Source organism: Streptomyces sp. NPDC048361 (genome assembly GCF_040651795.1).
Taxonomy (GTDB): Bacteria; Actinomycetota; Actinomycetes; order Streptomycetales; family Streptomycetaceae; genus Streptomyces.
On record NZ_JBEZKW010000007.1, the window covers coordinates 62,404 to 85,284 of the forward strand.

17 protein-coding genes are annotated in these 22,881 nt (G+C 68.2%); 13 read left to right on the forward strand and 4 right to left on the reverse strand.

What is annotated here, in order from left to right; translation table 11 throughout:
- Positions 1-2: 2 nt before the first annotated feature.
- A complete protein-coding gene (locus tag AB0D31_RS06100) occupies positions 3-1,958 on the forward strand; it encodes a galactose oxidase early set domain-containing protein (RefSeq protein WP_362717651.1) in 1,956 nt (651 codons plus the stop codon).
- Between the two features lie 24 nt (positions 1,959-1,982).
- On the opposite strand, the gene AB0D31_RS06105 is transcribed toward AB0D31_RS06100, so the two are convergent.
- Positions 1,983-3,008, reverse strand: a complete 1,026-nt coding sequence (locus AB0D31_RS06105) for a glycoside hydrolase family 6 protein (protein WP_362717654.1) — start codon at positions 3,006-3,008, stop codon at positions 1,983-1,985.
- A 206-nt stretch (positions 3,009-3,214) separates the two neighbouring features.
- Between AB0D31_RS06105 and AB0D31_RS06110 the strand changes: the two genes are divergently transcribed.
- The 3 genes from AB0D31_RS06110 to AB0D31_RS06120 all read left to right on the forward strand — a co-directional run bounded on the left by AB0D31_RS06110 (position 3,215) and on the right by AB0D31_RS06120 (position 6,219).
- Positions 3,215-3,721 (forward strand): MarR family transcriptional regulator, encoded by a 507-nt coding sequence (locus AB0D31_RS06110; RefSeq protein ID WP_267056451.1) that lies wholly within the window; start codon positions 3,215-3,217, stop codon positions 3,719-3,721.
- 352 nt (positions 3,722-4,073) lie between these two features.
- Positions 4,074-4,412, forward strand: a complete 339-nt coding sequence (locus tag AB0D31_RS06115) for a DUF3817 domain-containing protein (protein ID WP_362717657.1) — start codon at positions 4,074-4,076, stop codon at positions 4,410-4,412.
- Positions 4,413-4,518: 106 nt separating this feature from the next.
- On the forward strand, positions 4,519-6,219 hold the full coding sequence (locus tag AB0D31_RS06120; RefSeq protein ID WP_362717660.1) for a methylmalonyl-CoA mutase family protein: 1,701 nt from the start codon (positions 4,519-4,521) through the stop codon (positions 6,217-6,219).
- Positions 6,220-6,504: 285 nt separating this feature from the next.
- On the opposite strand, the gene AB0D31_RS06125 is transcribed toward AB0D31_RS06120, so the two are convergent.
- On the reverse strand, positions 6,505-7,887 hold the full coding sequence (locus AB0D31_RS06125) for a HAMP domain-containing sensor histidine kinase (RefSeq protein WP_362717663.1): 1,383 nt from the start codon (positions 7,885-7,887) through the stop codon (positions 6,505-6,507).
- Positions 7,884-8,579 (reverse strand): response regulator transcription factor, encoded by a 696-nt coding sequence (locus AB0D31_RS06130; protein ID WP_362717665.1) that lies wholly within the window; start codon positions 8,577-8,579, stop codon positions 7,884-7,886. The genes AB0D31_RS06125 and AB0D31_RS06130 overlap by 4 nt, the downstream gene beginning before the upstream one ends.
- Before the next feature lie 63 nt (positions 8,580-8,642).
- On the opposite strand from AB0D31_RS06130, the gene AB0D31_RS06135 reads away from it, so the two are divergent.
- Together AB0D31_RS06135 and AB0D31_RS06140 are read left to right on the forward strand one after the other, a co-directional pair.
- Positions 8,643-9,788 carry a UDP-N-acetylglucosamine--N-acetylmuramyl-(pentapeptide) pyrophosphoryl-undecaprenol N-acetylglucosamine transferase gene (locus AB0D31_RS06135; protein ID WP_362717668.1) on the forward strand — a complete coding sequence of 382 codons (1,146 nt, stop codon included), beginning with the start codon at positions 8,643-8,645 and terminating at the stop codon, positions 9,786-9,788.
- A complete protein-coding gene (locus tag AB0D31_RS06140; RefSeq protein ID WP_362717671.1) occupies positions 9,785-10,792 on the forward strand; it encodes an SDR family NAD(P)-dependent oxidoreductase in 1,008 nt (335 codons plus the stop codon). The genes AB0D31_RS06135 and AB0D31_RS06140 overlap by 4 nt, the downstream gene beginning before the upstream one ends.
- Positions 10,793-10,836: 44 nt before the next feature.
- On the opposite strand, the gene AB0D31_RS06145 is transcribed toward AB0D31_RS06140, so the two are convergent.
- A complete protein-coding gene (locus AB0D31_RS06145) occupies positions 10,837-11,472 on the reverse strand; it encodes a TetR/AcrR family transcriptional regulator (RefSeq protein WP_362717674.1) in 636 nt (211 codons plus the stop codon).
- Positions 11,473-11,787: 315 nt separating this feature from the next.
- Between AB0D31_RS06145 and AB0D31_RS06150 the strand changes: the two genes are divergently transcribed.
- The 7 genes from AB0D31_RS06150 to AB0D31_RS06180 all read left to right on the forward strand — a co-directional run bounded on the left by AB0D31_RS06150 (position 11,788) and on the right by AB0D31_RS06180 (position 22,188).
- The gene (locus AB0D31_RS06150; RefSeq protein WP_362717677.1) at positions 11,788-12,759 is read left to right on the forward strand and encodes a tetratricopeptide repeat protein; all 972 of its coding nucleotides are present in this window, start codon (positions 11,788-11,790) and stop codon (positions 12,757-12,759) included.
- A 657-nt stretch (positions 12,760-13,416) separates the two neighbouring features.
- A complete protein-coding gene (locus AB0D31_RS06155; protein WP_362717679.1) occupies positions 13,417-14,097 on the forward strand; it encodes a DUF6230 family protein in 681 nt (226 codons plus the stop codon).
- A 103-nt stretch (positions 14,098-14,200) separates the two neighbouring features.
- Positions 14,201-14,752: a DUF6114 domain-containing protein gene (locus AB0D31_RS06160; protein ID WP_362717682.1), complete on the forward strand. Its 552-nt coding sequence runs from the start codon at positions 14,201-14,203 to the stop codon at positions 14,750-14,752.
- Positions 14,742-16,118, forward strand: coding sequence for a hypothetical protein (locus AB0D31_RS06165; RefSeq protein ID WP_362717685.1), 1,377 nt, complete (start codon positions 14,742-14,744; stop codon positions 16,116-16,118). The genes AB0D31_RS06160 and AB0D31_RS06165 overlap by 11 nt, the downstream gene beginning before the upstream one ends.
- A gap of 349 nt (positions 16,119-16,467) precedes the next feature.
- Complete coding sequence (locus AB0D31_RS06170; RefSeq protein ID WP_362717688.1) at positions 16,468-17,250, forward strand: FG-GAP-like repeat-containing protein; 783 nt, start codon at positions 16,468-16,470, stop codon at positions 17,248-17,250.
- Between the two features lie 181 nt (positions 17,251-17,431).
- Complete coding sequence (locus tag AB0D31_RS06175) at positions 17,432-21,748, forward strand: polymorphic toxin type 27 domain-containing protein (RefSeq protein WP_362717691.1); 4,317 nt, start codon at positions 17,432-17,434, stop codon at positions 21,746-21,748.
- Positions 21,749-21,777: 29 nt separating this feature from the next.
- Positions 21,778-22,188: a hypothetical protein gene (locus AB0D31_RS06180; RefSeq protein ID WP_362717694.1), complete on the forward strand. Its 411-nt coding sequence runs from the start codon at positions 21,778-21,780 to the stop codon at positions 22,186-22,188.
- Positions 22,189-22,881: the final 693 nt, after the last annotated feature.

Below are 22,881 nucleotides of genomic sequence, written 5' to 3' on the forward strand. Positions count from 1 at the left end.
TCATGGCCTACCGGCCTTCGAAACGGATGAAGAAGACCCTGTTCGGCGGTGGCGCCGTCGTGCTCCTCGCGGGACTCAACGCACCCGCCGCACTCTCCTTCGCCACCGAGCAGTACCACGCCTACGAGATCGCCCAGCCCGAGTACATGCGGAAGTACGGCGCCTGGCACGGCGTCGACATCCCCAAGGAGTACCGGACCAACGCCATCCACGCGGCGCTCCTCCACACCGGCAAGGTGCTGATCATCGCGGGCTCGGGCAACAAGCAGGACCACTTCGACGCGGGCACCTTCGACACCGTGCTGTGGAACCCCAAGGACAACAGCTTCAAGAAGATCCACACGCCCGAGGACTTCTTCTGCGGCGGCCACGCCCAACTCCCCGACGGCAAGCTCCTGGTGGCCGGCGGCACCGCCCGCTACGAGGTCCTCGACGGCGAGGTGAAACGGGCCGGCGGTGGCATGCGGGTCAAGAACGAGGACCCCAACAAGGCCGTCACCCTCAAGAAGGGCACGACGTTCCGCTCCCCGTCGGGCGTCGAGTACGTGTCGAAGTTCGACGTCACCGTGCCGCGCGCCAAGCGCGAGTTCGAGGTCTCGTACTACGCCAACGGCCGGATGAAGCCGTGGAAGACCAAGACCACCGCCGCCGAGGCGCGGGTCTTCGTCGAGGCGGCCGTCGAGGGCCCCCAGTCGGTCGCCACCGACCAGGCCCAGTACGAGGTCGTGGGCCTCGCAGGCAAGGACGCCGACAACGTGTACGGGCTCGCCGAGAAGATCACCCTGGACAAGCAGGACTACCAGGGGATCAGGGCGGCCTACGAGTTCGACCCCAAGGCCGAGAAGTACGTACCCGTCGCCCCGATGAAGGAGGCCCGCTGGTACCCGACGCTCACCACGCTCAAGGACGGCAAGGTGCTCGCCGTCTCCGGGCTCGACGACGTGGGCGTCATCCTCGCCGGCAACAACGAGATCTACGACCCGAAGACCAAGAAGTGGTCATCCGGGCCCTTCCGCTACTTCCCGACCTATCCCTCGCTCTTCCTGACCAAGGGCGGCAAGCTCTTCTACTCGGGCGCCAACTCCGGCTACGGGCCCGCCGACAAGGGCCGCGAGCCGGGCCTGTGGGACGTCGAGAAGAACACCTTCACCAAGATCGGCGGCCTGAACGCCGCCGATCAGCTGGAGACGGCCAGCTCACTCCTGCTGCCGCCCGCACAGGACCAGCGGTTCATGCTGCTCGGCGGCGGCGGCGTGGGCGAGTCCAAGAAGGCCACCCCGCGCACCGCCGTGGTGGACCTGAACCAGAACAACCCCGTCTTCACGTCCGGACCCGAACTCCCGCAGGGAACACGGTATTTGAGCAGCGTGCTCATGCCGGACGACTCCGTCTTCACCACCGGCGGCTCCTCCGACTACCGGGGCCGGGGCGGCTCCAACATCTTCCGCGCCCAGTTCTACGACCCCAAGGCGAACGCCTTCCGCGAGGCGGCGGACCCTACCATCGGCCGCAACTACCACTCCGAGGCGCTGCTGCTCCCGGACGGCCGGGTCGCCACCTTCGGCTCCGACTCGCTCTTCGGCGACAAGAACAACACCAAGCTCGGCAAGTTCGAGCAGCGCATGGAGATCTACACCCCGCCGTACCTCTACGGCGACAAGGGCGAGCGCCCCGCGCTCGGCGACGGCCCCGAGGCGGTGCCCGCGGGCGGCAGGGCCTCCTTCAAAGCCGCCCATCCCGAGCGCCTGGTCAAGGCCCGTCTGATGCGGCCGAGCGCGGTCACCCACACCACGGACGTGGAGCAGCGCTCCATCGAACTGGGTCTGACGAAGGACAAGGACTCGGTCACGATCACCGTCCCCACGGACCGCGCGCTCGTCCCGCCCGGCTGGTACATGGTCTTCGTGAGCGACCAGGACGGCACCCCGTCCGAAGCGAAGTGGCTCCGGGTGGACTGAGCGTGCGCCGGGCCGACGGGGGCGTCAGTAACGGGCGCGCTTGGCGAGCCCGAGGGCGTACTCCGGCCACCAGGTGCCGGCGGACGGGCCCCCGCGACAGGGCCCGTCCGAATCGCCCGGCCGCTTGATCCACAAGAACGCGTCGACGAGCGGGTCCCCGGTGCTGACCGACGGCGGGGTGCCGAGCGAGCGCCCCGGCGGGTTGCACCAGGCCTGGTCGCGGCCGTCGAGCAGCGGGCCCTCGCCGTTGCGGCTGGTGTCCATGACGAAATGCTTGCCGCCGAGCCCCTGGGAGACCTTCACCCCGTACGCCCGTACGGCGCCGTTCGTCTGGAAGTTGGAGACGTTCAGGGCGAAGCCGTCGGCCTTGTCGATGCCGGCCCGCTTCAACGGCTCCACCAGGCTGCCCGGGTCGGGGATCCACGACGGGTTGCCCGCGTCGAGGTAGACCTTGGTACGGGGCAGCGTCTTGAACGTCTCGATCGCCTCGGCCAGGAGCTGGTAGCGCTCGGCGTGGTGGTCGGGTGTGGTGCACCCGTCGACCATGTGGGCGATCGCGTCGGGCTCCAGGACGATCACGGCCGGCGCGTCCCCGATCGCCTCGGCGAACATCCGGGTCCAGGCGCGGTAGCCGTCGCCCCCCTCGGCGCCGCCCGCCGAGTACTTGCCGCAGTCGCGGTGCGGAATGTCGTACGCCACGAACAGCGCGGTCCGGTGCTCCTCGGCGGCGCCCGCTACGGCCTTGCGGATGCGGGCCCGCGGGTCGTTTCCGGACGGCCAGGTGGCGACCGGCCGGTCGGCGATCCGCCGCAGGGCCGCGGCGTCGGCGGTACGCCCCTGGCCTTGCCAGAGCTTGACCTGCCGCGCGGCGTCGCTCTCCGGGTCCACCCAGAACGGGGAGCCGGACGCGGGCGCGGGGGCGGCCTCGGCCCGCGAGCCGGTCCGCGCGCCGGGCCCCTCCCCGGATCCGTCGCCGCCGGACGAGCAGCCGGCGACGGCGGCGAGCAGCACGGCCGACACGGTGGCGAGCAGGATTCGGTACCGGGACATCGGGCCCCTTGGGGGTCGCGAGGGTGCACACGGGACGGCGTACACGGACGGTGTGCACGCGATGGTGTGCACAGGGCCGGACCATCGTGACATGACGGGCCGTCAGGTCGGCGGAGTGCCGCGCCCCGCGCCCTGGGCGGCGGGTCGGCGGTACCGAACTACGAGACGGAGCTGACCGGCATGTGACCAGTGGGTAAGGTCGTCGCGTGCCCAAGCCGCTCAGCCTTCCCTTCGATCCCATCGCCCGAGCCGACGAACTCTGGCAGCAGCGCTGGGGTCCCGTGCCCTCGATGGGGGCGATCACCTCGATCATGCGGGCACACCAGATCCTGCTTGCCGAGGTCGACGCGGTGGTGAAGCCGTACGGGCTGACGTTCGCGCGGTACGAAGCGCTGGTCCTTCTGACCTTCTCCAAAGCGGGGGAGCTGCCGATGTCCAAGATCGGCGAACGCCTGATGGTCCATCCGACGTCGGTCACCAACACGGTGGACCGCCTCGTGAAGTCGGGCCTGGTCGACAAGCGCCCCAACCCGAACGACGGCCGCGGCACGCTGGCGTCCATCACGGACAAGGGGCGCGAGGTGGTGGAGTCGGCGACGCGTGACCTGATGTCGATGGAGTTCGGCCTTGGCGCCTACGACGCGGAGGAGTGCGCCGAGATCTTCGCGATGCTCCGCCCGCTACGAGTAGCAGCCAACGACTTCGAAGACTGACCCAGGTCTCCGCCCCGGCCCCCATGGGCAACGGGTCCCCTGCAGCGGGCGTGCTCGGCGGGGGCGGGCGCGGTCGGTCGGTGCCGGGTGCCCCACAGGCGCGCGGAACTGCGCGACCGGCCACGCACGGTCCGCACTCGAAAGTGGGGTGTCGGGGGCTGCGCCCCGGACCCGTTCGCGCCAGGTGGGCGCTCGTCCTCGATGGCCGGACGGGCCGGGTACGCCGGGGCGGCGTGCTGCCATGGGGCATCCCGGCAGGGGGGCGGGCCGCCGCGCGCGGGGGCGGGGGAGAGCCCCCGCAAGGCGTGCCCCGGGGGAAGATCGCCCCGCATGTCCGGTTACGCTCGACCGCATGAAAAAGAGCGTACTGACCCGCTACCGGGTAATGGCGTACGTCACAGGCGTGCTGCTGGTCCTGCTGACCCTCGGCGTCATCGCCAAGTACATCCTCGACATGAACGGCGCCGCCGACTTCACGAAGGTCATCGGCATCGCCCACGGCTGGCTGTACGTGATCTACCTCGTCTTCGCCTTCGACCTCGGCTCCAAGGCGAAGTGGCCGGTCGGCAAGCAGCTGTGGGTGCTGATCGCCGGAACCATCCCCACCGCCGCCTTCTTCGTCGAGCGCAAGGTCTCCAAGGAGCTGGAGTCGAAGGTCAGGGACACCGTCCCGGCCGGCGCCAGCGCCTGACCCCGCCGCACCCGGCCGCACCCCGAGGGAGCCCCACCGCCGCGCAAGCGCAACGCGTGGCGGTCGCCCATCGACATTTACTAGGACGTCCAAGTAAATTTGAGCCATGGACGCTGACGCGATCGAGGAAGGCCGCCGCCGCTGGCAGGCCCGTTACGACAAGGCCCGCAAGCGCGACGCGGACTTCACCACACTCTCCGGGGACCCCGTCGACCCCGCGTACGGGCCCCGGCCCGGCGACACCTACGACGGGTTCGAACGGATCGGCTGGCCCGGCGAGTACCCCTACACCCGCGGCCTGTACCCGACCGGCTACCGGGGCCGCACGTGGACGATCCGGCAGTTCGCCGGGTTCGGCAACGCCGAGCAGACCAACGAGCGCTACAAGATGATCCTGGCCGCGGGCGGCGGCGGCCTGAGCGTCGCCTTCGACATGCCCACGCTCATGGGCCGCGACTCCGACGACCCCCGCTCGCTCGGCGAGGTCGGCCACTGCGGCGTCGCCATCGACTCGGCCGCCGACATGGAGGTCCTCTTCCAGGACATCCCGCTCGGCGACGTCACCACGTCCATGACCATCAGCGGCCCGGCCGTCCCCGTGTTCTGCATGTACCTCGTCGCCGCCGAGCGGCAGGGCGTCGACCCGGGCGTCCTCAACGGCACCCTCCAGACCGACATCTTCAAGGAGTACATCGCGCAGAAGGAGTGGCTCTTCCAGCCCGAGCCCCACCTGCGCCTCATCGGCGACCTGATGGAGCACTGCGCGCAGGGCATCCCCGCCTACAAGCCGCTCTCCGTCTCCGGCTACCACATCCGCGAGGCCGGGGCGACGGCGGCGCAGGAGCTGGCGTACACCCTCGCCGACGGCTTCGGCTACGTGGAGCTCGGCCTCAGCCGCGGCCTGGACGTGGACGTCTTCGCCCCCGGCCTCTCCTTCTTCTTCGACGCCCACGTCGACTTCTTCGAGGAGATCGCCAAGTTCCGCGCCGCGCGCCGCATTTGGGCCCGCTGGATGAAGGAGGTGTACGGCGCCCAGTCGGACAAGGCGCAGTGGCTGCGCTTCCACACCCAGACCGCCGGGGTGTCGCTGACCGCACAGCAGCCGTACAACAACGTCGTGCGCACCGCCGTGGAGGCCCTGGCCGCAGTCCTCGGCGGCACCAACTCCCTGCACACCAACGCCCTCGACGAGACCCTCGCCCTGCCGAGTGAGCAGGCCGCGGAGATCGCGCTGCGCACCCAGCAGGTCCTGATGGAGGAGACCGGCGTCGCCAACGTCGCCGACCCGCTGGGCGGTTCCTGGTACATCGAGCAGCTCACCGACCGCATCGAGGCGGATGCGGAGAAGATCTTCGACCAGATCAAGGAGCGGGGCACCCGGGCGCACCCCGACGGGCAGCACCCCATCGGCCCGATCACCTCCGGCATCCTGCGCGGCATCGAGGACGGCTGGTTCACCGGAGAGATCGCGGAGTCCGCCTTCCGCTACCAGCAGTCCCTGGAGAAGGGCGACAAGCGGGTGGTGGGCGTCAACTGCCACCACGGTTCGGTCACCGGCGACCTGGAGATCCTGCGGGTCAGCCACGAGGTGGAGCGCGAGCAGGTACGCGAGCTCGCCGACCGCAAGTCGCGCCGCGACGACGCCGCGGTGTCGGCGGCCCTGGACACGATGCTGGCCGCGGCCCGCGACGGTTCGAACATGATCGCCCCGATGCTGGACGCGGTACGCGCCGAGGCGACCCTGGGTGAGATCTGCGGGGTGCTGCGCGAGGAGTGGGGCACGTACACGGAGCCGCCCGGCTTCTGACCCCGGACGCCGGTCCGCTTCCCGGAGCGGGCCGGCGCACGGCCGGCCCGGCGCCCCCAACCCCGCTTCCCGCTGCGGCCCGCCCCGAGTCTCGCGCAGTTCCCCGCGCCCCTGAACTGCTCTATACCGGCCCGCACGGGCAACCTCAGCCCGTCATGGGGGTTCCCCGGCCCTTAAGGCCTTGGGGAGTTTGCGGACGAGCGCCCTTCAGGCGCGCACGGGGTCCGGGGCGGAGCCCCAGGTAGCTGCACCCTCAAGTAGCCGTACGAGTGGCCCGAACCGCCGTCAGCGGCGCGGCAAGGTCAGGCGGAACTGGGCTCCGCCGCCCGCCGCCCGCTCGACCGTCAGCGCAGCACCATGCGCCCGCGCGATCTGCCGAGCCATCGCAAGCCCCAGCCCCGACCCCGGGAGCGCCCGGGCCTGCTCGGCCCGGTAGAACCGGTCGAAGACGTACGGGAGATCGGCCTCGGCGATCCCGGGCCCGTGATCCCGTACCGTCAACTCCCCAGCGGAAAGCGTCACTTCCACCGGCGCCCCCGGGGGGCTGAACTTCGCCGCGTTGTCCAACAGGTTGGAGATCAGCCGGGCCAGCCGGGAGGGAACCCCCGGCAAGGTCACCGACGCGTCCACCAGCTCCAGCCGGAACGGGGTAATAGGCCAGTGCGCCCGCGCCGTGTCCACGGTGTGCGTGAGCAGCGGTGCCAGCGCGACCTCCTCAAGGAGCGGCACCGGCTCCTCGTCCCGCGCGAGGTCGATGAGGTCGTTGACCAGCACGGACACCTCCCGGATCTGACGCCCGAGCGCGGCAGAGGCGCGCTCGCGCTGAGCCGCGGTCAGCCGTTCCGCCCGCGCCAGCAACTCCGCGTTGGTGCGCAACGCGGTCAACGGCGTCCGCAGCTCGTGCGACGCGTCCGCCACGAGCCGCCGCTGCGCCGTCACCGACTGCTCCAGCTCGCCCAGCATCGTGTTGAAGGACGTGGCGAGCCGCGTCACCTCGTCCTCCTTGTCGGGCGGCCCCGGCGGAAGCTCGATGCGGTGGCTCGGGTCGCGGGTGGCCGCGATGTGCTCGGCCGTCGCGGTGAGCCGCGCCACGGGGGCGAGACCCGTACGCGAGACCCAGTATCCGAGCGCCCCGGCGAGCAGCACCCCGGCCGCCCCGACCCCGCCCATCAGCCAGGCGGCCTGGCTCACCCCCTTGCGTACGGTGTCCGAACGCAACGCCACCTGAAGGGAGTTCGAGCCGCCGAAGGGCGTGGTGAGCATGCGCGCCGGCTCGCCGTCGGGCAGCGTGATGTTGGTGGAGTACGGCCTGCGCTCCCCGGTGGCGACCTCGCGCACGGGTGGGCTCACCGGCAGCAGATAGGGCTTGGCGGGATCGTCCGCCGGATCGGCCGGCACGACCTGCGCACAGGCGGGCGCCGCCAGATAACGGCACTCCCCGGCCAGCACGCCGGGGGCCGCGCCCCGGTTCTGCTGGATGGCCAGGGTCGCCGACTGGGTGAGGTTCAGGTCGAGCTGGTGGTACAGCTCGAAGCGGAGTACGAAGAACGCGGCCGTGCACACCCCGACCGCGACCAGCGCCACCGCGGCGGACGCGGCCACCGCGAGCCGGGTGCGCAGCGGACGGTGCCGGCGCCAGCGGGCCCCGAGGCGCCGCCGGGAGCTCACGACGCGTCCAGCCGGTAGCCGACCCCGTGCACCGTGTGGACCAGGCGCGGCTCGCCCGCCGCCTCCAGCTTGCGGCGCAGGTAACCCACGTACACGGCAAGAGAGTTGGAGTCGGGGCCGAAGTCGCGGCCCCAGACCAGTTCGTGGATCAACTCTCTCGGCAGCACCTGCCCCGGGTTGCGCAGGAGCAGTTCGAGCAGCGCGAACTCGGTCCGCGTGAAGTCGATTCCGCGCTCGCCCCGGCGGGCGGTGTGCGCGACCGGGTCGAGCACGAGGTCGGCGTACCGAAGCTCCTGCGCCTCGGCCGGATCGGGGGCGGCCCGGCGCAACAACGCCCTTACACGGGCGATGAGTTCATCCAGGGCGAAGGGCTTGACCAAGTAGTCGTCCGCGCCCGCCTCCAGGCCGTCCACCCGCTCGCTCACCGAGTCGAGCGCGGTGAGGACGAGCACCGGGGTGCGGTCGCCCATCGCGCGCAGCTGGCGGCAGACGCCGAGCCCGTCGAGGACCGGCATCATCACATCGAGGACGATCGCGTCCGGCCGCCAGAGGGCCACGTCCGAGAGGGCCGCGAGCCCGTCCGGGGCGCCCTTCACCTCGTACCCCTCCACCGCGAGGCCGTCCTCGACGGCCGCCCGTACCTCCGGCTCGTCGTCGACGACGAGAATTCTGACCGCGCGCGTGGTGCTCATGGGCAAAGCCTGCCAAACGAGGCTCTTAGAACCCTCTTAAGCCGCCCCGTGAACCTCGGTGCCATGCGCACACCATTGTCAGTAGTGATCGGGGCGGGCGGTACCGGCGGGCACATCTACCCCGGGCTCGCGCTCGCCGAGGCGCTGCGGCGGGCCGTACCCGACGCGGTGATCTCCTTCGTCGGCACGACCAGAGGCCTGGAGGGCGACCTCATACCGGGCGCCGGCTACCGGTTGCACACCGTCGACATGATCCCCTTCGACCCCTCGCTCGGCGCCAAGCGGTATCTGCTTCCGGCCGCGCTCCTCAGATCGGGCGCGCAGTGCCGGTCCATCCTCAAGGCGCAGGGCGCCCAAGTCGCCGTCGGCATGGGCGGCTATCCGAGCGCGCCTGTGATCGTCGGCGCCAAGATGGCCGGTCTGCCCAGCCTCATCCACGAGTCCAACGCGGTGCCGGGCCGTGCCAACCAGTTCGCGGCCCGGCTCACCCCCCACATCGCGGTCGCCTTCGACCGCAGCCGCGCCCACCTCTCGGGCGGCCAGGACGCCGTCACCACCGGCATGCCCATCGCCGCCGCGCTCGCCTCCCTCGACCGTACGACGATGCGCGCCGGGGCCCGCAGCGCCCTCGGCGTGCCGCCCGGGGCGCGGCTCGTCCTCGTCAACGGCGGCAGCCTGGGCGCCGCCCGGCTCACCGCGGCCGCCGTCGGCCTCGCCCACCGCTGGCGCGACCGATCCGACGTCCACCTCCTCGTCAAGACAGGCCCGGCTCAACTCGCCGACACCGAACGTCAGTTGACCGGGCTCACCGGGGTGCGTGCCGTGCCTTACCTCGACCGGATGGACCTGGCGTACGCCGCCGCCGACCTCGTCGTATGCCGGGCGGGCTCCGCGACCGTCGCCGAGCTCGCCACGACCGGTGTGCCCGCCGTCCTCGTGCCCTACCCGCACGCGCCCGGCGACCACCAGACCCACAACGCGCGGGTCCTCTCCGACGCGGGCGCCGGCCTGCTCGTGCCGGACGCCGAGACCACCGCGTTCCGGCTCGCCGGCCTCATCGAGCCCCTGCTCGCCGACCCCGCCCGGCTCGCCGCGATGAGCGGCGCCGCCGACCCCGGCAACCACGCCCGCGCCGCCGACCTGCTGGCCGCCCGGGTCCTCGAACTCGCCTCCCACCCCGCCTCGCGCCTCAAGGAGTACGCAGCATGAACACCACCACCCCCACCACCCCGTGGCACGGCCGCACCGTCCTGGTCACCGGCGCCGAAGGGTTCATCGGCTCGACCCTGGTCGACCTGCTCGTCGAACTCGGCGCGAACGTCCGGGCGTTCGTGCACTACAAGCCGTACGCCGAGAAAGGCCACTTGGCCCATCTGCTGAACCACCCCCGGGTAGAGACGGTGGCCGGGGACGTCCGCGACGCGGGCCGGGTCTCGGACGCGGTGGCCGGCTGCGACACCGTCTTCCACCTGGCCGCCCTCATCGGCATCCCGTACAGCTACGACTCCCCGGGCGCCTACGTGCAGACCAACGTGGTCGGCACCGAGAACATCGCCGAGGCCTGCCGCCGGCACGCGGTGCGCCGCCTCGTCCACACCTCCACCAGCGAGGTGTACGGGACCGCCCTGACCGTGCCGATCAGCGAGGAACACCCGCTCCAGCCGCAGTCGCCGTACTCCGCCTCCAAGATCGGCGCCGACATGACGGCGCTCTCGCACTGGCACGCCTTCGAGCTCCCCGTCACCGTGGTGCGCCCCTTCAACACCTACGGCCCGCGCCAGTCGGCCCGCGCCGTGATCCCCACCATCCTGGCCCAACTCCACGCGGGCGTACGGGAGATCAAGCTCGGCTCGCTCACCCCGACCCGCGACTTCACGTACGTCACCGACACCGCGCGGGGCTTCCTCGCGGTCGCGGAGTGCGACCGGGCGCTCGGCGAGGTCGTGAACCTGGGCACGGGCCGAGAGATCGCGATCGGCGATCTGGCCGAGGCGCTCATCGCCGCGTCCGGCCGAGAGGCCTCCGTGGTGGTGGACCCGGCCCGCCTGCGCCCCTCGGGCAGCGAGGTCGAGCGACTGCTTTCGGACAACTCACGCGCCCGCGAATGGGCCGGCTGGGCTCCGCAGGTCGCCCTGGAGGACGGCCTGAAGCACACCTCGGAGTGGGTACGGGAGAACCTGGCCCTGTTCGCGCCGGAGCGGTACCAGGTCTGAGCGCTCGGCACCGCCACCGGCATCGGCGCGGGGGCGGCGCTGCCTCAGGCCGTCGCCGCGAGCCCCGTGCAGATGAGGAGGGTGAAGTCACGGGCCCACTCCTCGTCCACCGGCTCCGCGCTCACCAGGGCGCGGTGCACCACCGCGCCCGCCACCACGTCGAAGATGAGGTCGGTGTGGCGGGCGGAGACCGCGGGGTCGGCCTCGTAGGGGAGTTCGCCGCGGGCCTGGGCGCGCTCACGGCCGACCAGAACCAGCCGCTTCTGGCGGTCCACGATGGCGGAGCGGATCCGCCCGCGCAGCGCGTCGTCCCGGGTGGATTCGGCCACCACCGCCATCAGCGCCGTCTTCGCCTCGGGGCGCTCCAGGAGCGCCGCGAACTGGAGGACCACGCCCTCGACATCGGCCATCAGGCTGCCCAGGTCCGGGAGTTCGAGCTCGTCGAAGAGGACCGCGACCGCGTCCACGACGAGCTCGTTCTTCCCCGCCCAGCGCCGGTAGAGCGTCGTCTTGGCCACCCCGGCCCGGGTCGCCACGTCGCCCATCGTCAGCTTCGACCAGCCCAGGTCCACCAGCGCCTCCCGGGTCGCCAGCAGGATCGCGGCGTCGGCCTCCGCGCTGCGGGGGCGGCCCGTACGACTCGTACAGGACGGTCTCGCGGCGCGGGATGAAGAAGGCATGACGGCGACCATACCGGCCGGTAGCAATCGCGCCAGGGGGCCCGCGGTGTGCGCGAGATCACCCCGCACGCCGGGCGTGCACCAGTTACGCTACGGCTCGTAGCGAAAGCCTTGAGCGGCCTTCCGCGACAACCACATGTCACAGGCGCCCGGGTGGGGACCCGGGAGCCGCACGCAACACCGTACGACCGTCGTCAAAGACCGGTGGCGCGTCCGTGGTGCCCGATGTCTCGCAATCCGGCGGGAGGCGTCGAGCGGGCCCGGATCCTGCCACCGGCGCACCAGGCACCTGCGCGGAAGGGGGAGGATGTACGTATGCAGCCTAGGAACATGTCCATGAGCGGCGTCGTCGACCTCGCCGCGGTGAAGGCGGCCGGTGAGGCCAAGAGCAAGGCGGAGCAGGCGCGGGCCGAAGCAGCCCGGCAGGGCGGGGTCCCGGCCGTGGCGCCGTCCGCGCTCGTCATCGATGTCGACGAGGCCACTTTCGAGCGCGACGTCCTGACCCGCTCCGCCGAGGTGCCCGTCGTCATCGACTTCTGGGCCGAGTGGTGCGAGCCCTGCAAGCAGCTCGGCCCGCTGCTCGAACGGCTCGCCGTCGAGTACAACGGCCGTTTCCTCCTTGCCAAGATCGACGTCGACGCCAACCAGATGCTGATGCAGCAGTTCGGGATCCAGGGGATCCCGGCCGTCTTCGCGGTCGTCGCGGGACAGGCGCTGCCGCTCTTCCAGGGCGCCGCCCCTGAGGCGCAGATCCGCGAGACGCTCGACCAGTTGGTGCAGGTCGCCGAGGAGCGCTTCGGCCTGACCGGGATCGCGGTCGACCAGGACGCGGCCGCCGCTCCCGCCGCGGAGGCCCCGGCCCCGGCCGGCCCGTACGACGCCCTGCTCGAAGCCGCCGTCGTCGCCCTCGACTCGGGCGACCTGGCCGGCGCGGTCCAGGCCTACAAGAACGTCCTGAGCGACGACCCGGGCAACCCCGAGGCCAAGCTGGGGCTCGCACAGGCCGAACTGCTCCAGCGCGTGCAGTCCCTCGACCCCGCGCAGGTCCGCAAGGACGCGGCGGAGAAGCCGGCCGACGCGGCCGCGCAGATCGCCGCGGCCGACCTCGATCTGGTCGGCGGCCATGTCGAGGACGCGTTCGGGCGGCTCGTCGAGACCGTGCGGCGCACGTTCGGTGACGATCGCGAGGCCGCGCGCGTGCGGCTCCTTGAGCTCTTCGAGGTGATCGGCGGGGACGACCCGCGCGTCACCGCGGCCCGAACCGCGCTGGCGAGGGTGCTCTTCTAACCCCTCTGCCGATCCACCCGTGGACGCCTGCGCGCGTTCACCCGCCTGTCACCGAATGAGTGCCCGAGCGCGGTAACGACGGGTGATTTGGCGACAGAGAGACAAGACGCGGCCGCGCTTTACCAAAACTTGGTAAACGCGGCCGCTGTTACTTCCAGTAAGTTGAGCCGCTTCTTACGTCCGCTTTTCTGCGGCCATTTCCTCTTCTGTCCGGTCGCTCGGCAGCACCCTGTGTGCCCGCTTGATGCCCGCCGGTCGTGGCTCGGTTATCAGGCCGTTACTGGCTAGTAATGACCCCCCTTGTGCCCCGGCTCGGAATGGACCACGATCGGCCACGCTCGGTCCAATAACGCACCAGCCCGACAGCCACTCGGCGCGGCCGCTGACTTGGGTCCCCACCGGGCCGGCCGGTGACAGTGGCACCGGCCGTGGACAGGGGGGTCTCTGCTCTCCCGGCAGGGCCTGTCCAGAGGTTGCGCGAACGCGTGGCCAGTGGTTGTCGCTCGGGGGTGATCGCCGGTGTCGGACGAGGTGCGCGAGTCGTACGCGGTCGACCTCCCGCGCGTTCCCCTTCCCGAGGACGTAGCACTTCTCCCATCCCGTGACAGCCCTTGAGGGGTCCGTCCCGGAGATGTACGTCCGAGAAGGAGGAAAGTCATGGAGTCCCAAGTACGTGGCGGGACCAGATGGAAGCGGTTCGCTCTGGTCATGGTGCCGAGCGTGGCCGCGACGGCCGCGATAGGCGTCGGCCTGGCACAGGGCGCGCTCGCGGCGTCGTTCAGTGTGTCGGGCGTCGACTTCAAGGTGACGGCGAAGTCCCTGACCGGTCAAAACCTCCTGCAGTACGGGAGTGTGGCGACCGGTAAGTCTCTGGACGGCAAGGACGACGTTCACCCCGTCGTCGTGTCCGGTTTCAGCAGCGCCACCATCAACGACATGTGTCAGTCGGTCGTCCAGCCGCTGCCGTTCGGTCTCGGCAACGTGACGATGACGCTGAAGGCCGGTCAGCAGAAGGAGATCGAGGCGAGCAACCTCTACCTCGACGTCTCCCAGCTTCAGACCGACGCGACGTTCACCAACATCGACATCGGTGTCGCGGCGGGCGAAGGCAAGCGGGACGCCAAGGGCAACGTCGTTACGAAGATCCAGCCGGGTGCGGACGGGAAGACGCCTGGCGGCAACCCGTACGGGTTCGCGCAGCGGGCCGACGTGGCGCAGCTCGACAACGTCTCGCAGCGCGCGTGGGCCACCACCGCGGGCACGTTCAAGCTCCCCGGGCTGAGCCTGAGCTTGAGCAGGAGCGGCGCGGAGTGCGAGCTCTCCAAGGCCACCAACTGAGTCAGGCCTTGAACCGTTGACCGACGGGCGTCCCCTAGAGCCCGTCGGTCAACGGAATCACTTCTTCACACCACAGCAATTGCGGTACCAGGGAGCTGTTTTCATGAGCGCCGAGACCACGGGTTCCTGCGACAACCAGCACTGGTGGCTTCGATACCGGGCGTGGAGGGGCCGTCGGCCGTTCTGGGCCGGGCTCTTCACCATGGCCGGCGGCGTGCCCATCATGTACTTCCCGTACGCCAACATGCACCTCGGCAACGTCACGCTGGCGATGTCGACGACGGCCGGTGCGGGCTCGCTCATCATCGGTGTCCTGCTGGTCACGCTCGGCCTCACCATGTGGTTCCACAGCGTGGTGCGGACGTTCGCCGGCATCGCGGCGATCCTCTTGGCGCTGATCTCCATCCCGATCGCCAACATCGGCGGCTTCGTCATCGGCTTCATGCTTTCCCTCTTCGGCGGAGCGCTGGCTTGCGCCTGGGTGCCGTCCAAGCCGCGCCGTGGTGACAAGGTCGAACAGGGCGGCACGGTGGAACACGGCGGCACGGTGGAACACGGCGCCACGGTGGAACAGGCCGGGAACACTCCGGAGCCCGGAACCGCCTCCACCGAAACGACAGTTGACGCCAACGGCGGGAGGAACAGTGCGGGGTGACGAGACGCAGCTGGACTCGACCGGAGGCGGCGACCCGCGGGAAAGAAGCGGGCCGCGTCACGCGGCCCCGAGGAAGTCGCTGCTGACCAAGTGGCACATGCCCGCGGGCAAGGCGATGGCTCTCGCCGCCATGCCCACGGCCGTGCTGGTCGGGATGAGCCTCACGCCCAAGCTCGCGATGGCCGACGAGCGGACGGACATCCCGTTTGCGCCCGGCCCCTGTGTGACCCGCTCCGACAGCCCCTCGGCGTCGCCGAGCCCGTCGGGCAGCGCCTCGGGCAAGGCATCGCCGAGCCCTTCGGCGACGAAGTCGGCCGAGAAGAAGTCGGACGACACGGCGACACCGGACACGAAGACGCCCACGCCCACCGCATCCGGTTCCGCCGGTGACGGCGTCGACAAGCTCCTCAAGCCCGCGGACAAGCCTGCCGACCAGCACAGTACGGACCAGCCGGACACGGCAGGATCGTCCGCGAGCCAGTCCGCGACCCCGCCGCCCGCGAAGAAGAGCAACCCGCTCGACCCGCTGGGTCTGGGTGACGCGCTCAAGGATCTGTTCGGCGTTCACGACACGCCGGCCCCGACGCCCACCCCGACCGCGTCGACGCCATCCGCGCCGAAGCCCACGGCGAGCACGAAGCCGAAGCCCTCGGCGAGTACGACGCCCAAGCCGTCGACCAAGCCGGCCAAGCCGAGTACGCCCGCCGCCAAGGCAGGTACCACCCCGCTCGACAAGACGGCCGAGGCGATCAAGAAGGCGGCCGACGAGGCGGGCCAGAAGGTATCCGAACTCCCGGACGCGGCAAAGGGGTTGGACCCGAAGGCGGACACGGCCATCCCCGACGGCGCCAAGCCGCCCTTCCCGTGCCCGACCGCCGACCCGAAGGCGCTCTCGGCGGCGAAGCTGGACAGCGGCGTCCCGGTGCTGCCCACCCAGCCGTGGATCCTCAAGAGCTCGATGCTCACTCTCAAGGGCCTCAACTACGAGGGCATCGTCGAGGTGAAGGCGGGAGACACGACCAAGAAGGTCCTCAAGTTCACGGCTTCGTCGATCGACATCGACAACCTGGACCAGCAGGTGTACGGGCCCGAGGTGAACGGCAAGCCCACCACGGCCCATGTCGTGGCGCGCTCCGGCTCGACCTCGACGATCCGCAACGGCACCGTGACGATGTACACGGAGGAGCTGAAGGGCAACCTCTTCGGCCTCATCCCGATCACCTTCAGCCCGGCGACCCCGCCGCCGCTGAACGTGCCGTTCGCCTTCTTCACCAACGTGACGATCCGCCAGGCCGGCCAGTTCGGCGGCACCCTGACCGTCCCGGGCCTGCACAACTACATGACGGACGGCAACCCAACGACGTAGGAACTGGAAGCCCCCCGCAAAGCGGAGCCGCGGCCCGCACTCCAAACGGAGCGCGGGCCGCGGCTTTTTATTTTACACACAGATTACTCACAGTATCTTTACCGTCTTTACTCATTCACCCTAGTGTTCGTATTGCTGCGGCCTTCGGCCCGGCGCGTGGGTCCGTGGGGGGGGTCTCCATGTGTAGAACCACGCTCGCGACATTCTTGCGGGGGGCTCTGTGTTGAATTTAGCCAAACTGCCGATGCGTCGCTCAGGCATCTGGGCAATGGTACTTGCGGGGGTAGTTCTCCTCGTGCCAGTTGTGAGCATTTTGCCGCAACAACTCCTATCGGGTTCGGGCGGAGCCGTGACGGCCAAGTCCGAAGTCGGCTCGGGGGCCGCTCAGAGCAGTATGAAGTTCCCGCTGCTCGGGCGAAAGCCAGACGGACATCTAGTTGACTACGAGCCGAACGGCACCGGCGGCGTCAAGGCCGGTGTTGACATGGGAGGGGGGTTTGGTGACGCGACGGCCATAATTCAAGCGAATGTCTCGGCCGGCGGCTCAGGCAATGACCTGTACTACCGGATGAACGACAAGCTCTACTACACGGCCGAGCGTGGTAACGACACCAAGCTGGTCGGTGGCGGTTGGGACATATACAGCCTGCTGGTCTCGGTGGGCAATATGGGGGGCTCGGCCCAGCCTGATCTCATTGCACGGGACGCGGCAGGAGCAATCTGGCTCTATCAAGGCCGGGCTGACGGCCTGTGGGAGACAAGGATCAGGATAGGAAGTGGTGGCTGGAATGGCATGGATCGTCTGGCTGGCAGGGGAGACTTCACAGGCGATGGGAAACCCGACCTCATAGCGCGCTCTACAGACGGAACGCTCTACATTTACCCGGGCACTGGAAATGCTGTGGCGGACTCGGCCTTGGGGAGTCGTGTCACCGTCGGCAAAGGCTGGGACGCTTACGTTCTGTTGGTCTCCACCGGCGATAGCGATGGCGACGGGAAAACAGATTTGATTGCCAGCGACAAGGCTGGTGCACTGTGGCTGTTCAAGGGAACGGGGAACCCTAGCGCCCCCTTCGCTCCTCGAGTGCAGATAGGCACTGGAGGATGGGGCGGTTTCAACACCCTTTTCTGAGTTTTGCGTCCCGTTCCCCATCGAGCAGAAGGATGATTTCGTCATGCCCGTTAACGCCCCGCGTGCTAGACGCCGACGCTTGAACAGATGGTCGAGGCTCCTGGCTTCTGGAGCCTTAGCTACTTCAGTGGCCGTTACTGTCTCCGGGAGCGGATTACAGCCATTCCAGCCTGTACCACACTTGTCTGCCAACGCCACAGACGCACCCGTCGGTTACGACCTGAATGCCGCTGCCCAGGTGCGTGCGGACCAGTGCAGGCTCGGATTCATTCTGAGCAAGGGCGGCGCCGAGATGAAAGCGGTGGCTCGGGCCGGCCTGCACGGCAGCGACGCCGACCTACATGCCGCTGCGGCGCCGAATTATTGGGATGGAACCCCGCTCAGCATCGCATATGAAAAGGACCGAGCATGGTCGGATGCGAAGGGGAAGGAATTGGACAGCCCTTTCCCCGAAGACAACAGTCGCCTCGACGCCTGGTGGAATGATATCTCGGTCAACTGGCCGAACGGAGTACCTTACCCAGGCGACAGCTTGCGCGACCTCTTTAGCGAGACGGGCTATTCGGGATGGATATCTGACCGATTCTGGGCCTCTGAAGGGGACTTCTATGGGGATCTCACCCCTCTAGCGAGTAAGGAATCCGCGAATGCGGTCTCGCTAATCGCGAAGTCCCTCTACTATCCAGAGTCACCCGGCACCTATTACGACCGTACAGCGTTCGAAGACATGACATTTATGCATGGCATGTATGCTGACGACGCGCGACTGTTTCTGCAAAGCGGAGGGTTTCCCGCCGCTGCACCAAATCAAGACTCATTAGCGTTTCGGGTCGATGTGGAGAATTTGAAGGCGCGCTTCGCTTCGTGCGCAACTAACAACCCGCCAGATCCGCACCATGTTCTCGAGCCTGAGGTAACCGCCGCGTCCTTGGAGTGGCAGGCCGAGATAGCAGGACAGAAGGATCAGAGCGACGTCATCTTTGCTGCTGAGGCCAATGCGAATAAGGATCTCCAGGTCACAGCTCAAGCGATGGGCGAGGCCATTGCTCAGTCGACGATCGCGAGCGTTTTGACGTCCTGGCAGGGATATTGGGCCAGCCAGAATCCACAGACGAACCGCGACTACCCGCAGGCACAAACATTCGCCGATGTCAGAACCCGCATCGGAAATGCTCAGGCACGCGCCACAGGCCGCCTGTATGTCGCCTCACGGGCTGCGCTGGACGCCAAATCGCAGGCCTCCGCCGTAGAGGCCGCCCAACAAACCGCCTACGCCATCGCTGACGCAGCTGGGCAACCGCGGGGCAGAGGCCTGATGTACGCGCAGCAAGTCGCCCAGATCACTAAGGCATCGGCTGCGTCTGCTCTCGCCGCGTCCAAGGCCACGGAGACCGCGATGAACGCGACTCGGGCCTCGGCTGCTGACAGTAAGACGCTCAGCGCTTTGGCCATGACTCAAGCTCACGCTTCTCAGGCGGAGTTCCGGCGCAAGGCCGCTGAGGAAGCTGCGACTCAGGCGAAAGCCGCTGCTGACGGAGCAGCGCTTCAGGCCACCAAGGCAGCCGCGAACGCAGACAAGGCGAAGACCGCGCAGAGCAAGGCGGAGGCAGCGGAGCAGACGGCAAAGGTTGCCGCCGCCGACGCTGCGACGAAGCGTAGTACGGCCGAAGCTGAGCGAGACAACGCCAAGAGTCAGAAGGAGACCGCGGACAAAGAGCGCGCCAAGTCGGGTGTCGCAGAACAGAGCGCGCAATCTCAACGCAAGGTCGCAGCTGATCAGTTGGCGGTCGCGACGGCGGCCGGCGAGACGGCTGCTAGCAAGAAGGATGATGCTCTGGCTCAAGAGCATCGTGCGCAGACGGCACGGGACGGAGCCGCGGAAGCAGAGCGCAAGCGCGACGCTCTGACCGCGAAGGCTGAAGCCGCTGAAGCCCTATTTGCCGCAGTGGATGGGACCGCTGATGCCATCGAGGCCCGGGACGCTGCCACTGCGGCTCGTACGGCTGCTAACAATGCGGCGACAGCTGCCACTTCGGCTCGGCAGGCCGCCAATGAGGCAACTACGGCGGCTACAAATGCTAGAGAGGCGGCGACGCTCGCCGAGGGCGCAGCGAAGCGGGCTCAGGCTGCCGCTGACGCCGCGAAGCGCGATGTAGCGATCACCGAAGCTTCGGTGAAGAAGGCACACGCGGCAGCCGCGGATGCCATCGATGCGTCCGAGGCCGCCAAATGGAACGCGGTTTCCGCGAAGGCGTTCGCGGAGACCGCCAGACAGAAGGCGGCGTCGGCCAAGGCAGATGCGGTTGTGGCTCGTTCGGAGGCCAATCTGGCCGGCGCCGATGCCGTCCGCACGGCTGGCTTCTCGTATGCCACTGCGCAGGCTGCGGCTGCTGCACGCGACTCAGCGGGTCAAGTGATCAAACCCGCCAACGACGCGATCTCCCTGGGTTCGCCCTATAAGGAGTCCGACACATCGGCCGGTCTTGCGGTCTTGACGGGGCAAGCGGCCAAGACCGTCGCCGAGCAGCAGAAGGCCGTCGCACAAGCCAAGGCTGATCAGGCGGCCAAGGCTGCCACCGAGGCGAAGGAGCTTGCCGCAAAGGCTGACGCGGATGCGAAGGCGGCCGCCGAAGCTGCGTCGCAAGCTGCCGACTCGGCTGCCAAGGCGCTCAAGTCCGCCCAAGCGGCGCAAAGTTCGGCGGACACCGCAGCTGCGTGCGCGGAGGCGGCGAAGAAGGCCGAGGCCCGCACCGTCGAGTACAACCAGCAGGCCACGGAGGACGCGGCGGCCGCACAAGGCGCGGCTGATACGGCAGGCACCTATGCCGACCAGGCGGATTCGGCAGCCACCGACGCAGAGAAGGATGCATCCTCAGCTCGCACAGCGGCCACTGACGCAGAGGCAGACGCTGGGGCGGCCGGTGCCATCGCTGGCCAAGCAGAGCAGGACGCGACTACAGCCGAGACAGCGGCTTCACACTCCCGTGACCTGGCGGTTGAGGCTACGCAGATCGCGATCAGCACGCAGAACGCGGAGATTCAGAGCTGGGAGGAGCGGCAGCGCTCTGCGGACGGCGGGTCTGGTGTTGACGGCGTGGTCATGCGGCCGAGTGATGAGTCAAAGATCGACATCAATCCGATGAGCGATTGCGTCGGTACCCACACCGGCAGCGCGATCGGCTGCGAAATCGATCTCGAGTACCACATCTACGGCGAGATGGATTACTACCTCGAAACGTGTCCGCTCCCCGGGGTCTCGCGTGCCAGCTGCGGCAGTGCCATCAAGCGGGACTACTTGATGAGTGCGCCGCTTGACGTGAAGTTCCGTGAGGACAAGGTTCACATCGACGGAATGGAACTCACCGCCTCCGTCCTCAAGGCTCTCGCGCAGGCTGCGGTCAAGGACATCAATGACTGCCGGCACGGGGTGCTCAGAGGGTGCTTGTGGCTCGTGGGCAGTGTTGTGATCCCTGGGCTACTGATCAAGGCGGTTGACGCGGTTCTCGCGGTTCGAACGGCGATGCTGAGTGGTGCCCGGCTAACGACGGCTATTTGGGGCCTGCGTGGAGTCGGACTCAGCGCGTCGGCCCTCGCAAATATAGAGCGAGCGGGCATGGAAGCTTTGATCGCGCGGTGCTTCCCAGCCGGCACGATGATCGTTACGGACGCCGGACGAAAGTCGATCGAGAAGGTGCAGGTAGGCGACCGGGTCTGGTCGGTTGATCCGGCCTCCGGGCGCAAGTCGGTCCAACGGGTCCTGAAGCTGTTCAGTCACTCGGTGAGCCAGCTGGTGGAAATCCACACGGCGTCGGGCAAGGTCTCGGCCACGGCGGAACATCGGTTCTGGGTCCAGAAAAAGGGCTGGGTCCAGGCACGAGACTTGCGGCCAGGTGACGACCTCAAGACCCGGAACGCCGAGGACGACACGGTCCTCGGTACGGTACTGGTCAAGAAGCAGACGCAGGTCTTCAATTTTGAAGTCGAAAATTCGCACACATATTTCGTGTACGCGGGGTCGACTCCTGTTCTTGTTCACAACGAGTGCGGAGAAAGGATGCTCAGCGACCTCGTAGTTGATGGGGATCACATCGCTCTTGGGATCAACCCGATGGTGGACAGGCTTGCTGATCAGATCGGTGCGAGGACGTTCAACGCCAAAATTTTCGGGAACCCAATGGCAATGGCGGGTGGCCAACCCGAGTGGATGGCCGGAGTTCGTGAGGCCCTAGATAGATCCGCGGTTAAGATTTCCGTGTCGCTGGACGGAGTGGCAGGCGCCACGTCTCCCGGGGAGGCTTTGAGCATGCTGGTAGAACGAGGCAGGCCGCTAGTCAGTGGTGACTGGAGCGAGGCAGCTAGAAGTGGCAACGGCACGGCTTGGGAAATGGCGACGTTGCGCCTCAAAGTAATCGGTGGAAGGCGCACCTGGAAGTCGATCGACTGGTATTGGAATGGGAGTATAGTCGAAGACATGCCCATTCCTGACTGGGCGCAATAAATCAAATGAAGGGAAGGAGCGCGCCATCTATGGATGAGTTTGTGCGGGAGGGTCGCCTCTTCCGAGTGGTTGAATTTAACCCGTCTCACCGACAGTTGTCGCTGTGGAGCGAGGCCCTGGCGATGGACGAGACTACGACTCGGGTTGAGGTCTATATCGGACATGTGAGTTTGATGTTGCTCAGGCCGTACTACGAGAACGGTCTGCACATTCGGCGCGCTACCGGAGTCGAGTTTGCGGAGCTCCGTCACCGACATCAACTGGCAGAGGAAGATGCTGGGTGGACGTGGATGATTTCGCCAGATGACGGCAGCTTCGTCGTTGGCGGGCGGCCTGCATGGCGTGAGGCAGAGTACGCGCTGATGGACCGGGAGTCCTTGTTCGATTTCACCAAGTCATGGCCTCCGGAATACCCGGCGCAGTGGGGCACAGTCGGGTAGCTAACCGTCAGGGTTATCGGCACCGCAGGTGTCGTACTGCAAGACTCTGCGGCAGCGCCGCCCTTGAGGGACCGTGGCCGAAGCGCAGGAGCAGCATTCCTGCGTTTCGGCGGCATCCTCAGCGTGATCTCCTGTTGCTCGTGCCGTTTGGAGCACCGGCTTCTTGCCCGCTAGAAACACTCTGTCACTCGTAGAGCTTGGGCCAACCGCCCCTTGCCGCGGTCGCCGCCTGGCGTTCCTGCGGGGCGGTGACGGTGGCACGGAAGCGGGCAGGACGCCCCTGCATCCCGTAAGGATTGGTCCATAGCGCGCTCACTACGAGGGTCGGCAGTTTTCGTCGGGTTCGCTACTTCTGCGGTCGCCATCCGTCCCACCCAACACAACGCCGGTCCAGGGGAATACGATCTGCCTTTCAGCGAGGCGGAGGGCTATCTGCGATCGCCAAGGTTTCGCAGTCACCGGACTCGTCGCGCTGTCGTGTGGGGCGAGTTGGGCGTTCAACGTGCGAGGGATTGGCGTGGCACCGGCCGAGGCCATTCGGCAGCGGATCGGCTTACACCGCGAAGCGGTGTACTCGGGAGGGCGGTGGGGTCGGCCCGGATACCACCGTTCCTCGGTGCCTTGCTCATGTGCACCCAGGCGGCCAGGAGGGGGTATTGCCGCTTACGCGCTCTGGCACCTCTGCTGAGCAGC

What these genes read in the sequence shown, in the direction of transcription:
- AB0D31_RS06140 (WP_362717671.1), top strand. Translation starts at nt 9,785, where the DNA reads ATGAACACCACCACCCCCACCACCCCGTGGCACGGCCGCACCGTCCTG.
- AB0D31_RS06180 (WP_362717694.1), top strand. Translation starts at nt 21,778, where the DNA reads ATGGATGAGTTTGTGCGGGAGGGTCGCCTCTTCCGAGTGGTTGAATTT.
- AB0D31_RS06100 (WP_362717651.1), top strand. Translation starts at nt 3, where the DNA reads ATGGCCTACCGGCCTTCGAAACGGATGAAGAAGACCCTGTTCGGCGGT.
- AB0D31_RS06150 (WP_362717677.1), top strand. Translation starts at nt 11,788, where the DNA reads ATGCAGCCTAGGAACATGTCCATGAGCGGCGTCGTCGACCTCGCCGCG.
- AB0D31_RS06115 (WP_362717657.1), top strand. Translation starts at nt 4,074, where the DNA reads ATGAAAAAGAGCGTACTGACCCGCTACCGGGTAATGGCGTACGTCACA.
- AB0D31_RS06105 (WP_362717654.1), bottom strand. Translation starts at nt 3,008, where the DNA reads ATGTCCCGGTACCGAATCCTGCTCGCCACCGTGTCGGCCGTGCTGCTC.
- AB0D31_RS06160 (WP_362717682.1), top strand. Translation starts at nt 14,201, where the DNA reads ATGAGCGCCGAGACCACGGGTTCCTGCGACAACCAGCACTGGTGGCTT.
- AB0D31_RS06120 (WP_362717660.1), top strand. Translation starts at nt 4,519, where the DNA reads ATGGACGCTGACGCGATCGAGGAAGGCCGCCGCCGCTGGCAGGCCCGT.
- AB0D31_RS06155 (WP_362717679.1), top strand. Translation starts at nt 13,417, where the DNA reads ATGGAGTCCCAAGTACGTGGCGGGACCAGATGGAAGCGGTTCGCTCTG.
- AB0D31_RS06130 (WP_362717665.1), bottom strand. Translation starts at nt 8,579, where the DNA reads ATGAGCACCACGCGCGCGGTCAGAATTCTCGTCGTCGACGACGAGCCG.
- AB0D31_RS06135 (WP_362717668.1), top strand. Translation starts at nt 8,643, where the DNA reads ATGCGCACACCATTGTCAGTAGTGATCGGGGCGGGCGGTACCGGCGGG.
- AB0D31_RS06145 (WP_362717674.1), bottom strand. Translation starts at nt 11,472, where the DNA reads ATGCCTTCTTCATCCCGCGCCGCGAGACCGTCCTGTACGAGTCGTACG.